Raw genomic sequence first — 13,511 nt, forward strand, 5'->3', positions numbered from 1 at the left:
ACCCTGTGCCGAGCCAGCCGCCCGTCCCCCCTGTCGAAATCCGTCCGTCGCCCTGCCCGGGGCTGTTGCGCGTGGTCGCCTCCGGCGATGGCGGCATCTGCCGCATCAAGCTGCCCGGCGGGCGCCTCGACGCCACCGGCGCCAGGGCCATCGCCCGCGCCGCCGAGCGCCATGCCGACGGCGTGCTGGAGGCGACCAACCGCGCCAACCTGCAGATCCGCGGCGTGCACGCAGGCGTCGGCGCGGCGCTGTCCACCGAGCTGCTGCAGGCCGGGCTGGGCCCGCGGGTCGCCGCCGCCGATGACGTGCGCAACCTGCTGCTGAGCCCCGCCGCCGGCCTCGACCCGGCCCAAACCCTGGACGTCTCGCCGCTGGCCGCCACGCTGCTCGACCTGCTGCAGGACAAGCCGCGCTTCCATGGCCTGTCGCCCAAGTTCGCCCTGCAGTTGGATGGCGGCGAGTCCCTGGCGATGCTCGAACACCCCCACGACATCTGGCTGTCGGTCATGGACGCCGGGCGCTTCGCCTTCGGCCTGGCCGGCTGCCCGCCGGTGCGCGCGCAGGACAGACCCGCGCTCGCCGCCATCGCCAGCGAACAGGTGCCGGCCCTGGTCGAGGCGCTGCTGAACCTGTTCCTCGACCTGGCCGGCGAAGGCGTCTCGCGCATGCGCCAGTTGCTGACAAGCCTTCCCGCCGAGGATCTGCTGGCGCGCCTCGACCTGCCACTGCAACAGGACGTGGCCGACTGGCGCCGCCCCGCCGTCGCGCCCTTCGCCCATCTGGGTATCCGCCCGCAGCGCCAGCACGGCCTGTGCAGCGTCGGCGCCGGCTTCGTCCTCGGCCGCCTGCACGCCGGGCTGCTGCGCGAACTGGCCGGCCTCGCCGAACGCGAAGGCGACGGCGCCCTGCGCCTGACACCCTGGCAGGGCCTGCTGCTGCCCAACGTGCCGCGCGAGCGAGCCGACGCCGTGCTCGCCGCCCTGGCCGGCCTGGGCCTGGCCACCTCGGCGGAGCAGCCGCTGTCCCGGCTGGTCGCCTGCAGCGGCTCCAGCGGCTGTGCCCGCGGCCTGGCCGACACCAAGGCCGACGCCCTGCGCCTGGCCCAGCGCCTGGGCGCGCCGCTGCCGCCCGGCGTGCACCTGTGCGGCTGCCCGCGCTCCTGCGCCGCCGCCCAGGTGGCGCCCCTGACGCTGCTGGCCGTCGCCGACGGCCGCTACGACCTCTACCGCCGCGCCCCCGGCCACGCCGGCTTCGGCCAGCCGCTGGCGCGCGACCTGTCCCTCGACGCCGCGGCCGACCGGCTGCGCGACCCCGGAGTCTTCCCCGATGCTTGACTACATCCGCGACGGCCAGGCGATCTACCGCCAGTCCTTCGCCACCATCCGCGCCGAGGCCGACCTCTCGGCCATCCCCGCCGACCTGGAGAAGCTCGCCGTGCGGGTGATCCACGCCTGCGGCATGGTCGACGTGGTGCAGGACCTGCGCTTCTCCGCCGGCGCCGGCAGCGCCGGCCGCGCGGCCCTGGCGGCCGGCGCGCCGATCCTCTGCGACGCGTGCATGGTCGCCGAGGGCATCACCCGCGCGCGCCTGCCGGCGCACAACGAAGTCATCTGCACCCTCAACGAGGCGGACGTCCCGGCCCTGGCACGCGAGCGGGGCAACACCCGCTCGGCGGTGGCCCTGGAGCACTGGCGCCAGCACCTGGAAGGCAGCGTGGTGGTGATCGGCAACGCCCCCACCGCGCTGTTCTACCTGCTGGAAATGCTCGACGCCGGCGCGCCGAAGCCGGCGCTGATCCTCGGCTTCCCGGTGGGCTTCGTCGGCGCCGCCGAATCCAAGGAGCTGCTGGCCGCCGACAGCCGCGGCGTGCCCTACGTGATCGTCCGTGGCCGCCGCGGCGGCAGCGCCATGGCCGCCGCCGCGGTGAACGCCCTGGCCACGGAGGTGGAATGATGGGCGGCCGCCTGCTCGGCCTGGGCGTCGGCCCCGGCGACCCCGAGCTGATCACCCTCAAGGCCCTGCGCCTGCTGCAGTCGGCCCCCGTGGTCGCCTACTTCGTGGCCAAGGCCAAGCACCACGCGGGCCAGGGCGGCAACGCCTTCGGCATCATCGAGCAGCACCTGGGGCAGGCCCAGGAACGCCTGCCGCTGGTGTACCCGGTGACCACCGAGAAGCTGGAGCCGCCGCTGACCTACGAGACCGTCATCAGCGACTTCTACGACACCGCCGCCGAGCAGGTGGCCCGGCACCTGGACGCCGGCCGAGACGTCGCGGTGATCTGCGAAGGCGACCCCTTCTTCTACGGCTCCTACATGTACCTGCACGACCGCCTGGCCGAACGCTACCCGAGCGAAGTGGTGCCCGGCGTGTGCTCCATGCTGGGCAGCGCGGCGGTGCTCGGCGTACCGCTGGTGTACCGCAACCAGAGCCTCTCGGTGCTCTCCGGCGTGCTGCCGGAAGACGAGCTGAAGCAGCGCCTGGCCAGCGCCGACGCGGCGGTGGTGATGAAGCTCGGGCGCAACTTCGACAAGGTCCGCCGCGTGCTCCGCGCGCTGGGCCGCGACGGCGGCGCGCACTACGTGGAGCGGGCGACCATGCGCGAGCAGCGCATCGTGCCGCTGGACGAGGTGGACCCGATGGCTTCGCCCTACTTCTCCATGGTGGTGATCCCCGGGCAGAGGTGGCGCGGTTGATGAACGCCTCCCCCGCCATCGTCATCCTCGGCGCCAGCGCCCTGGCCACCGCCCGGCGCGTGCAGGCGCTTTATCCACGGGCGCGCATCCACGGCCTGCAGGGCCGCGTCGAGGGTGCCGACGAGCCCTACCAGGATTTCGGCGACACCCTGCGCGCGCTCTACCGCGCCGGCACGCCGATCATCGCCCTGTGCGCCGCGGGCATCGTCATCCGCAGCCTGGCCCCGGCGCTGCAGGAAAAAGGCGCCGAGCCGCCGGTGCTGGCCGTGGCCGAGGACGGCAGCGCGGTGGTGCCGCTGCTCGGCGGCCTGGCCGGGGTCAACCGTCTGGCCCGCGAGATCGCCACCGCCCTGGAGGTGGCGCCGGCCATCACCACCAGCGGCGAGTTGCGCTTCGGCGCCTGCCTGCTGGAGCCGCCACAAGGCTATGCCCTGGCCGACATCGAGCAGGGCAAGCGCTTCGTCGCCGACCTGCTCGGCGGCGAGAGCCTGCGCATCGAAGGCGACGCCCCCTGGCTGGCCGCGGCGCGCCTGCCGCTGGCCGAGGATGCCCGGCGCCGCGTGCGGGTGACCTGCGAGGCACGCCCGGCACAGCGCGACGAACTGCTGATCCACCCGCGCCAGGTCCTGGCCGAAGTGCAGGCGCCGGTCGACGACCTCGCCGCACTTGTCCACAAGGCATTGGCGCACGCCCACCTGGCCCCGGCCGCCCTCGCCGCCCTGCTCGCCCCGCGCCGGCACATGGCCGACGCGCGCCTGGCGGAAGCCGCCCGGGCCCTCGGGGTGCCGCTGCGCTTCGTCGCCGGTGAACCACTGCCACCCGTGCATGGCGCGCACGAGGGCATCCACCTGCGCCTCGCCGAATCCCCCGCGCAGGCCGCCGCCATCGGCCGCCCGCGCGGGCGCCTGAGCGTGATAGGCCTCGGCCCCGGCGCCGCCGAGCACATGACCCCGGCCGTGCGCCGCGCCCTGGACGAAGCCCAGGACCTGCTCGGCTACGAGACCTACGTGAAGATGGCCGAGCCGTTGCGCGCCGACCAGGTGCGCCACTGCAGCGACAACCGCGAAGAGATGCAGCGCGCCCGCCATGCCTTCGAGCTGGCGGCCGGCGGCCGGCGCGTGGTAGTGGTGTCGTCCGGCGACCCGGGGGTGTTCGCCATGGCCGCGGCGGTCATCGAGGCCCTGCACGAAAGCGCCGATGCCGAGTGGCACAACGTCGAGCTGGAGGTGCTGCCCGGAGTCTCCGCCGCCCTGGCCGCCGCGGCCAGGGCCGGTGCGCCCCTGGGCCACGACTTCTGCCTGATCTCGCTGTCGGACAACCTCAAGCCCTGGGAGGTGATCGAAAAACGCCTCGACCACGCCGGCGCCGCCGACCTGGCCATGGCCTTCTACAACCCCATCTCCAGGGCCCGCCCCTGGCAACTGGGCCGCGCCCTGGAGATCGTCCGCCAGCACCGCGCGGCGGAAACGCTGGTGGTGCTCGGCCGCGACATCGGCCGCCCGGCCGAGGCGCTGCGCAGCCTCACCCTCGGCGAACTGCAGCCGGAGATGGTGGACATGCGCACCCTGGTGATCATCGGCTCGTCGCTCACCCGCCGCTTCCCCCGCGCCGGCGGTGGCGACTGGGTGTACACGCCGCGCTGGTATCGCTGAGGCAGGTGTATCGGCGGATAACCGCGAACGGTTATTCGCCCTACGTCATGGTCGGGCCTGGCGTAGGGCGCATAACGCCTACGGCGTTATCCGCCGTTTGACTGTGATCCTCGGCGGCTCCGGGATTGACCTGGGCATTGACTGTGGCCCCGGCGTATCGGCGGATAACCGCGGACGGTTATTCGCCCTACGTCATGGTCGGGCCTGGCGTAGGGCGCATAACGCCTACGGCGTTATCCGCCGTTTGACCGTGATCCTCGGCGGCTCCGGGGTTGGGCTGGGCATTGGCTATGACCCCGGCGTATCGGCGGATAACCGCGGACGGTTATTCGCCCTACGCCCCTGGACGTTCGGCCCCGCTTGCAAATGGCCATTGCGTTGATGAAAATGCGACGAATTATCATTCTTCATATTTCCCGGCGCCCATGGCCTCCTCCACCCTCGACATCGACCGGCTGTATAGCGACCACCACGGCTGGCTGCACGGTTGGCTGCGCAGCCGCCTGGGCAACGCCGCGGATGCCGCCGACCTGGCCCAGGACACCTTCCTGCGCCTGCTGCTCAAGCAGGAGCTGCTGGAGCTGCGCACCCCGCGCGCCTTCCTGCGCACCATCGCCCGCGGCCTGGTGATCGACCACTGGCGCCGCGAGGAACTGGAGCGCGCCTACCTGGAATCCATCGCCCACCTGCCGGAAGCGGAAGCCCCCTCGGCGGAAACCCGCGAAATGCTCCTGCAACTGCTGGAAAGCATCGCCCGCCTGCTCGACGGCCTGAAACCCAGGGTGCGCACCGCCTTCCTCCTGGCCCAGTGCGAAGGCCTGCCCCATGCCCAGGTCGCCGAACGGCTCGGCGTCTCCGTGCGTTCGGTGGAGCGCTACGTGGCCGAGGCGCTGTTCCACTGCTACCAGGCGCGCTACGCCGGATGAACGCCACCGCCGAACTGCAGCCCGACGCCCGGGTGGTCAAGCAGGCCATCCAGTGGACGCTGCGCCTGGCCGGCGGCGCCGACCCGCAGCTGCAGGAAGCCTGCGCCCGCTGGCGCGCCCAGCGCGCCGAACACGAACTGGCCTGGCAGCGCGTGCAGTCGCTGAACCAGGAACTGCGCAGCGGCCTGCAGAGCGTGCCGGGCAGCCGCGTGGCCCTGGAAACCCTGGAGAAGGGCAGCCAGCGCCTGCAACGGCGCCAGGCCCTGAAGCTACTGTCGCTGGTCGCCCTGGGCGGCTCGGCGCTGTGGCTGAGCCGAGACCTCGGCCCCTGGCAGCGCTGGAGCGCCGACTACGCCAGCGGCGTCGGCGAGCGCAAGCGCTTCGTCCTGGCCGACGGCAGCAAACTGCTGCTGAACACCGACACCGCCGTCGACGTCTTCTTCGCCCCGCAACAGCGCCTGCTGGTCCTGCAGCGTGGCGAAATCCTCGTCAGCACCGCCAGGGACCCCGCCCGGCCACTGCGCGTGCGCAACCGCGATGGCCTGTTCGAAGCACTGGGCACCCGCTTCGTGCTGCGCCAGGACGCGCACGACAGCCTGCTCAGCGTGCAGCAGGGCGCCGTGGCCATCGCCCCGCGCCGCCTCGGCCTGGCCCGCACGGTGGTCGAGGCCGGCCATCGCTACCGCGTCGACGCCGACGGCGCCACGCCCCTGGCCGCCACCGGCATGGACAGCAGCGCCTGGGCCGAGGGCCTGATCGTCAGCCGCGACATGCGCCTGGCCGACTTCCTCGCCGAGGTCGCCCGCTACCGCCACGGCCACCTAGGCTGCGACCCGCTGGTGGCCGACCTGCGCCTGTCCGGCGTGTTCCGCCTGGACGACACCGACAAGCTGCTCGACCTGCTGCCGCGCACTCTGCCGGTACGCGTCATGCGCCGCAGCGACTGGTGGGTGACCGTCGAGGCCCGCGCCTGAACCGGACTCCCCTGTAGGAGCGAGCTTGCTCGCGAACGGAGTTTCCAGGTGGCTTAGGTGTTTTGGTTTGACTCCGTCCCCTCTCCCCAGCCCTCTCCCTGAAGGGAGAGGGGGCTTGTCCGTGCCGAGAAAGGGAATGGTTTCAACTGGAAACCTTCGGTGTTGCCGGTTAACTCTGGAATACCCACGCGCTCCGAACGGTCCCCTCTCCCTTCAGGGCGGGGCGCGCAGTCGAGGGTTAGGGAGAGGGCGCTCTCATGCCTGGCACCGCCACGACCGGGGAGCTCCATTCGCGAGCAAGCTCGCTCCTACGAAGAGCCGCATGGGCGCCATCGGAAACATTTTTCGCGGATGAGAATTATTTTTGTCGGGTTTTCCGCGCTGGCCCGGCATGGAGATAAACCCTCCCATTCCTCGCCCTGACGGATACCTCTCCATGCGTGCAGTCCCGGCTCGATCATCCGCCCCGAACTCCCCCGCCAGCCGCCTCGCCACCGCCGTGCGCGGTGCCCTGCTCTGCGCCGCCCTGGGTAGCGCCCTGCCCCTGACCGGCTTGGCCGCCGACGCCGCCGGCATCACCCGCAGCCGCGCCTACGCCATCCCCGCCGGCCCCCTGGGCGAGGTGCTCAACAGCTTCGCCCGCGAAGCCGGCATCACCCTCTCCACCACCCCGCAGCAGACCGCCGGCCTGCAGTCCGAGGGCCTCAACGGCACCTACTCGGTGGACCAGGGCCTGACCCGCCTGCTCGCCGACACCCCGCTGCAGGCCGAGGACCAGGGCGACGGCAGCTACGTGCTGCGTGCCGCCGGGCCCAAGGACGCCCTGGCCCTGCCCGCCACCAGCGTGTTCGCCCTGGGCAACGCGCTGGGCAGCGAGGACGGCTACCTGGCTACCCATAGCCAGATCGCCACCAAGACCTCCAAGGCCCTGCTGGAAACCAGCCAGAGCGTCTCGGTGGTGACCCGCGAGCAGATCGACGACCAGGGCTCGAAGACCGTGCAGCAGGCCATCCGCTACACCCCGGGCATCTTCACCGGCCAGGTCGGCGCCTCCAACCGCTACGACTACATCGTCATGCGCGGCTTCGCCGACAACAGCGTGGACAACATCTACCTGGACGGCCTCAAGGCCATGGGCGACAGCGGCACCTTCAGCTCGATGCAGATCGACCCGTACTTCCTCGAACGCATCGACGTGCTCAAGGGCCCGTCCTCGGTGCTCTACGGCCGCAGCCTGCCCGGCGGCCTGGTGGCGCTGACCAGCAAGAAGCCGCTGTACGAGGACTACCACCAGGTCACCGCCAGCGTCGGCAACATGCAGCAGAAGGAACTGGGCTTCGACTTCAGCGGCCCGCTGGACGACGAGAAGCGCATCGCCTACCGCCTGGTTGGCCTGGGCAAGGGCGCCGACACCCAGTTCGACCACACCAAGGAAGAGCGCTACGCCATCGCCCCGAGCCTGGCCATCGACTTCAGCGACGACACCACCCTGACCCTCCAGGGCTACCTGCAGCACGACCCCAACGGCGGCTACCACAGCGGCGTGCCGGCCGACGGCGCGCTGTACCACCACAACGGCCGCAAGATCGACCGCGAGTTCTTCGACGGCGAACCCGACGTCGACGACTTCGACCGCACCCAGCGCATGTTCGGCTACCAGTTGGAGCACCGCATCGACGACACCTGGTCGGCGCGGCAGAACTTCCGCTACCTGCAGTCCGACGTGAGCCTGGCGCAGGTCTACGGCTACGGCTGGACCGCGCCGGACAGCAACGAGCTGACCCGCTACTTCTCCGGCGCCCGCGAGCGCCTGGAGGCCTACATCATCGACAACATGGCCCAGGCCGAATTCGCCACCGGCGCGGCCCGCCACACCCTGCTGATGGGCCTGGACTACCAGCGCCGGCACACCTCGGTGGACTGGTCCTCGGGCTCGGTGGCGCCCATCGACGCCTTCGACCCGGTGTACGGCGACAGCGCCATCAGCTACTACCCGGACGACAACCACACCCGCCGCCTGGAACAGACCGGCGTCTACGCCCAGGACCTGATCGACCTGGACAACTGGCGCTTCTCCCTGGGCATGCGCCAGGACTGGGTGACGGTGGAAGACAAGAACCGCAGCACCGGCAGCAAGGCCGACGACGACTGGAAGAAATTCACCGGCCGCGCCGGCGTGCTCTACCTGTTCGACAACGGCGTGGCGCCCTACGTCAGCTACTCCGAGTCGTTCAACCCCAACGCCTACTCCGACCAGGACGGCACCCCGCTGGCGCCCACCGAGGGCAAGCAGTGGGAACTGGGCCTGAAGTACCAGCCGCCGGGCAGCGCCAGCCTGTACACCGCCTCGCTGTTCCACATCACCCAGGAGAACGTGGCGACCAAGGAGCCGCAGGACAACTTCTACACCTCGGTGGGCGAGATCCGCTCCCAGGGCCTGGAACTGGAAGCGCACATCCAGGCGACGCGGAACCTCAAGGTGCTCGGCAGCTACACCTACACCGACATCACCTACACCAAGTCGCTGGACGGCAACCAGGGCCACACCCCGAACCAGGCGCCCAAGCACATGGCCTCCATCTGGGCCGACTACGCCTTCGACGCCGGCCCGCTGGACGGCCTGAGCATCGGCAGCGGCGCCCGCTACGTCGGCGAGACCTGGGCGGACAAGGAAAACACCCTGCGCGTGCCCGACTACACCCTGGTCGACGCCCGCATCGGCTACGACCTCGGCAAGCTCGGCATGAAGGGCCTGGACGTCAGCCTCAACGCCAACAACCTGCTGGACAAGGACTACGTGGCCTCCTGCTACAACCTCGACTACTGCTACTTCGGCGAGAAGCGCAACGTCACCGCCACGGTCAACTACCAGTTCTGACCCCACGCCGCCCGCCCCGCGGGCAGGCATTCCCTGCAGGAGCGAGCTTGCTCGCGAACGGGCCCCGCTGCGGGAGCGGTTCGCGAGCAAGCTCGCTCCTGCAAAATCCCCTCGCGTCACCAGCCGCCTCTCCCGCCAATCCCTCGCCTTTCCCCCGCGTCCCCTGATGGCGCACTGATAGGTAGCACCCGCAGCCGATCTGCTACCTCGCTGTGCAGAAATTTCCCAATGCTGCGTAAAAACCATTCCACAGGTGAAACAAGCGGGCGTTTCACACCGGGAACGCACAACTATTTGATTAATAAGGAATAAACAAAACTCTTCGAAAGAAAAATCACGTGGCATTGTTCATGCATAAATCAACGCACCGTATATGAAACAAGGTGAGATGAATTACATGGCTGCCACCCAAGAGCTGTACGCCGTCGTCGAACCGGGAAACCCCGCCTTGCAGGCCCGGGAAGGTGCGCGGCCGGCCGACGTGGAGATCGTCTTCGAGAACGTCGGCAAGTGCTTCCCCAAGAAGGGCGAGCGCGATGCGCCCTTCGCCGTGCGCGGGCTCAACTTCAGCATCCGCAAGGGCGAGGTGGTGTCCATCATCGGCCCGTCCGGCTGCGGCAAGAGCACCCTGCTGAACATGGGCAGCGGGCTCTACACGCCCAGCGAGGGCGCCGTGTTCGTCGGCGGCGAGCGCGTCGTCAAGCCGGTGGCCAAGGTCGCCTTCATGCTGCAGAAGGACCTGCTGATGCCCTGGCGCAGCATCCGCCGCAACGTCGAGCTGGGCCTGGAGATCCAGGGCGTGCCGGCGGCGCGGCGGCGGCCGGTGGCCGAGCGGCTGATCGAGAAGTGCCACCTGGCCGGCTTCGGCGACCACTACCCGTTCCAGCTCTCCGGCGGCATGCGCCAGCGCGCGGCCCTGGCCCGCACCCTGGCCATCGACCCGCAGGTGCTGTTCCTCGACGAGCCGTTCTCGGCCCTCGACGCCCAGACCAAGATGATCCTCCAGCAGGACCTGGCGCAGACGCTTTACGAGCAGCGCAAGACCGCGCTGTTCATCACCCACGACCTGATGGAAGCCATCGCCCTCTCCGACCGCATCCTGGTCATGAGCGCCCGCCCCGGCAACATCATCGAGGAAATCGAGGTCGACCTGCCGCACCGCGACAACCCCCTGGAACGCCGCAAGCTGCCCGGCGCCGGCCCCCTGGTCGGGCGCCTGATGGACCTGCTGAAAGTCGGCGACGACCCCCTCCACTGACCCCGCACGAGGACCCACTCATGCGCAAGACCCTGCTCTCCCGCCTCGCCGGGCCGCTGCTCGCCCTCTGTGCCTTCGGTGCCAGCGCCGCACCCACCGAAGTCACCTACCTGCTGCCGGCGCCGCCCAGCTCGCCGGCCTTCGCGCCCTGGATCATCGCCCAGCAGAAGGGCTACTACGCCCGGGAGAACCTCAAGGTGACCTTCCTCGCCGGCAAGGGCGGCGTCGACGTGGCCAAGCAGATCGGCTCGGGCAACGCCCTGGTCGGCGGCGCCATCGGCGACACGCCCATCGTGGTGCGCGCCAACGGCGTGCCGGTGAAGGCCGTGGCGGTGCTCGGCGGCGGCGGCGTGACCCTGCTGGCGGCCCGTGGCGACAGCGGCATCGACTCGGTGAAGGCGCTCAAGGGCAAGACCATGACGGTGATGTCCTACTCCGACACCACCTACTACGCCCTGCTCGCCTCGCTGCGCAAGGCCGGCCTGGGGCGCGACGACGTGGACATCCAGGCCGCCGGCCCGGCCGGCGTCTGGCAGCTGTTCTCCGCCGGCAAGGCCCAGGCCATGGCCGGGGTGCCGGACTGGGTGGTCAACGCCGAGGACGCCGGATTGGAGGCGAAGCTGCTGCCCCAGGACCAGGTGTTCGAGAGCATGGCCCAGGCCATCCTCGCCTCCGACGACGCCATCGCCAACCACCCGGAGGTGGTCCAGGGCGTGGTCAGCGCCACCCTCAGGGGCATGGCCGACATCATGGCCGACCCCAGGGGCGCCGCCGCCACCTTCGCCGCCGCGGTACCGGCCTACAAGGGCAAGGAAGCCTCGCTGGAGCGCATCTTCCAGCTCTACGACGAGCACGTGTACCCGGGCCAGGCGGTCCCCGGGCAGATCGACGAGCAGCGCCTGGCCAGCGTCGCCCGCTTCTACGTCGAGGAGAAGATAGTGCCGCGCGCCACCCCGCTGGCCGAGCTCTACACCAACCGCTTCGTCGAGGCCAACGCCGCCCGCCTGGCGCAACAGTGATCCCCCGGAGTCCGACATGACGCTTTCCCGTTCGAGCGCCGGCAGCCTGGTGCTGCTGGTGCTGTTCCTCGCCCTCTGGCAATGGGGCCCCGGCCTGCTCGGCATGCCCGAGTTCGTCCTGCCCAACCTCACCCGCGTGGCCCAGGAAGCGGTGGCCATGTGGCAGACCGGCAACCTGCTGGAGCACACCCTGATCACCACCCTGGAGATCATCGTCGGCTTCGCCCTGGGCGCCCTGCTGGGCATCGTCATCGGCGTCGCCCTGGGCCTGTCGCCGGCCGCCGAGGCCATGCTCTCGCCCTACATCCTGGCGCTGCAGATCGCCCCCAAGGTGGCCTTCGCCCCACTGTTCGTGATGTGGCTGGGCTACACCGTGTACCCGAAGATCCTCATCGCCATCCTCATCGTGTTCTTCCCGGTGATGATCAACGTGCTCTCGGCGATCCGCACCGTCGACCCGGACATGATCAACCTGGTGCGCGCCCTCAGCGCCACCCGCTGGCAGCTGTTCCGCCTGGTGGAGTTCCCCTCGGCCATGAGCGCCCTGTTCTCCGGCCTGCGCATCGCCTCCACCCTGGCGGTCATCGGCGTCACCGTCGGCGAGCTGGTGGGCGGCAACAAGGGCCTGGGCTTCCTGCTGGTGGACGCCGAGGGCCAGGGCAACACCGCCGGGGTGTTCGTCACCATAGTCGCGCTGACCGTCATCGGCGTGCTCGCCTATGCCGCCGTGGTCTGGGCCGAGAAGCGCGTCCTCCACTACCTGCCCAAGGCCAACCTGGCCACGGCCTGAGGACGCGAACATGAGCACCGATACCCTCCTGCAAGGCCGCCGCATCCTCATCACCGGCGGCGCTGGCGGCCTCGGCCTGGCCTTCGCCGAGGCCGCGGCACGGGCCGGCGCCCGGGTGGCGATCGCCGACGTCCGCGACGCCGAGGTCCAGGCGGCCGCCGCCGGCCTGCGCGAACAGGGCCTCGCGGTCGACGGCCTGGCCCTCGACCTGCGCGAGCCGCAATCCATTTCCACCTGCGTGGCCCGGGCCGTGGAACGCCTCGGCGGCCTCGACGGCCTGGTCAACAACGCCGCGGTGACCCACTCCGGCGGCAAGCCCGCGCAAGCGCTGGACATCGCCACCTGGGACCTGGTCATGCAGGTCAACGTGCGCGGCACCTGGCTGATGACCAACGCCTGCCTGCCGGCGCTGCGCGAAAGCGGCCGTGGCGCCGTCGTCAACCTGGCCTCCGACACCCCGCTGTGGGGCGCCCCCAACCTGCTCGCCTACACCGCCAGCAAGGGCGCGCTCATCGCCATGACCCGCAGCCTGGCGCGGGAGCTGGGCGCCGACGGCATCACCGTCAACGCCATCGCCCCCGGCCTGGTGGAGGTCGAGGCCACCGCCTACGTCCCCGCCGAGCGCCACGCGCTGTACCGCCGGCAGCGCGCCATTTCCCGAGCGCAGCTGCCGGCGGACGTGACCGGCGCCGTGCTCTTCGCCCTGTCCGACCTGTCCCGCTTCGTCACTGGCCAGACCCTGCCGGTCAACGGCGGGTTCGTCATGCTCTGAGGAGAAAAACCGATGACCGATCTCAACGCGCAACAACAGCCCCGCACCTGGGACCGCCCCGAAGGCGCCAGCTTCGAGCAGTGGTGCAACTCGCGCATCGCCCGCTATTCCACCCGCCAGTACGACTGGAACGCGCTGAAGTTCCAGGCCGACTACGACCCCAAGTACCGCCGCGCGCAGATGCGCTACATCGGCACCGGCGGCACCGGCGTCAGCGCCGACAACAACACCATCCCGTCCGAGCACTTCACCTTTTCCACCATGGTCATCCCGGCCGGCCATGAGGGGCCGCCGCACCTGCACGTCGACGTCGAGGAGGTCTTCTTCGTGCTGCGCGGCAAGCTCAAGGTGATCCTGGAAAAGGACGGCGAGCGCTTCGAGACCATCCTCGGCGACCGCGACGTGATCTCGGTGCCGCCGGGCGTGTACCGCGAGGAAATCAACATCGGCGACGAGGACGCGCTGATGTGCGTGATGCTCGGGGCGAAGAAGCCGGTCACCCCGACCTACCCGCCGCAGCATCCGCTGGCCAGCATCAAGCGCTGAGGG

Annotated in this window: 12 protein-coding genes; all 12 read left to right on the top strand. The window is 70.4% G+C overall.

The genetic code is table 11. From position 1 onward, the window contains the following. The first annotated feature begins 5 nt into the window (after nt 1-5). The 12 genes from cobG to CHC02_RS21225 all read left to right on the top strand — a co-directional run bounded on the left by cobG (nt 6) and on the right by CHC02_RS21225 (nt 13,508). The gene (cobG, locus tag CHC02_RS21170; RefSeq protein WP_089393406.1) at nt 6-1,334 is read left to right on the top strand and encodes a precorrin-3B synthase; all 1,329 of its coding nucleotides are present in this window, start codon (nt 6-8) and stop codon (nt 1,332-1,334) included. Then, nucleotides 1,327-1,953, top strand: a complete 627-nt coding sequence (locus CHC02_RS21175; RefSeq protein WP_089393407.1) for a precorrin-8X methylmutase — start codon at nt 1,327-1,329, stop codon at nt 1,951-1,953. The genes cobG and CHC02_RS21175 overlap by 8 nt, the downstream gene beginning before the upstream one ends. Beyond that, nucleotides 1,953-2,693, top strand: coding sequence for a precorrin-2 C(20)-methyltransferase (locus CHC02_RS21180; RefSeq protein ID WP_425262410.1), 741 nt, complete (start codon nt 1,953-1,955; stop codon nt 2,691-2,693). Before CHC02_RS21175 ends, CHC02_RS21180 begins: the two co-directional genes overlap by 1 nt. After that, nucleotides 2,693-4,345 carry a precorrin-3B C(17)-methyltransferase gene (gene cobJ / locus CHC02_RS21185; protein ID WP_089393409.1) on the top strand — a complete coding sequence of 551 codons (1,653 nt, stop codon included), beginning with the start codon at nt 2,693-2,695 and terminating at the stop codon, nt 4,343-4,345. The genes CHC02_RS21180 and cobJ overlap by 1 nt, the downstream gene beginning before the upstream one ends. 425 nt (nt 4,346-4,770) lie before the next feature. Beyond that, a complete protein-coding gene (locus CHC02_RS21190; protein ID WP_089393410.1) occupies nt 4,771-5,271 on the top strand; it encodes a sigma-70 family RNA polymerase sigma factor in 501 nt (166 codons plus the stop codon). After that, a complete protein-coding gene (locus tag CHC02_RS21195) occupies nt 5,268-6,245 on the top strand; it encodes a FecR domain-containing protein (RefSeq protein ID WP_089393411.1) in 978 nt (325 codons plus the stop codon). Before CHC02_RS21190 ends, CHC02_RS21195 begins: the two co-directional genes overlap by 4 nt. A gap of 436 nt (nt 6,246-6,681) precedes the next feature. Beyond that, on the top strand, nt 6,682-9,123 hold the full coding sequence (locus CHC02_RS21200; RefSeq protein ID WP_425262409.1) for a TonB-dependent siderophore receptor: 2,442 nt from the start codon (nt 6,682-6,684) through the stop codon (nt 9,121-9,123). Nucleotides 9,124-9,520: 397 nt separating this feature from the next. Then, a complete protein-coding gene (locus CHC02_RS21205; RefSeq protein WP_089393453.1) occupies nt 9,521-10,381 on the top strand; it encodes an ABC transporter ATP-binding protein in 861 nt (286 codons plus the stop codon). A 20-nt stretch (nt 10,382-10,401) separates the two neighbouring features. Further along, nucleotides 10,402-11,400, top strand: coding sequence for an ABC transporter substrate-binding protein (locus CHC02_RS21210; protein ID WP_089393413.1), 999 nt, complete (start codon nt 10,402-10,404; stop codon nt 11,398-11,400). Nucleotides 11,401-11,416: 16 nt separating this feature from the next. Next, entirely contained in the window at nt 11,417-12,190 is a 774-nt protein-coding gene (locus CHC02_RS21215) for an ABC transporter permease (RefSeq protein WP_089393414.1), read from the top strand. A gap of 10 nt (nt 12,191-12,200) precedes the next feature. Then, nucleotides 12,201-12,962 (top strand): SDR family oxidoreductase, encoded by a 762-nt coding sequence (locus CHC02_RS21220; protein ID WP_089393415.1) that lies wholly within the window; start codon nt 12,201-12,203, stop codon nt 12,960-12,962. 12 nt (nt 12,963-12,974) lie between these two features. Continuing rightward, complete coding sequence (locus CHC02_RS21225) at nt 12,975-13,508, top strand: cupin domain-containing protein (protein WP_089393416.1); 534 nt, start codon at nt 12,975-12,977, stop codon at nt 13,506-13,508. The last annotated feature ends 3 nt before the right edge of the window (nt 13,509-13,511 follow it).

Origin of the sequence: Pseudomonas delhiensis (genome assembly GCF_900187975.1) — a bacterium.
Lineage (GTDB): Bacteria > Pseudomonadota > Gammaproteobacteria > Pseudomonadales > Pseudomonadaceae > Pseudomonas > Pseudomonas delhiensis.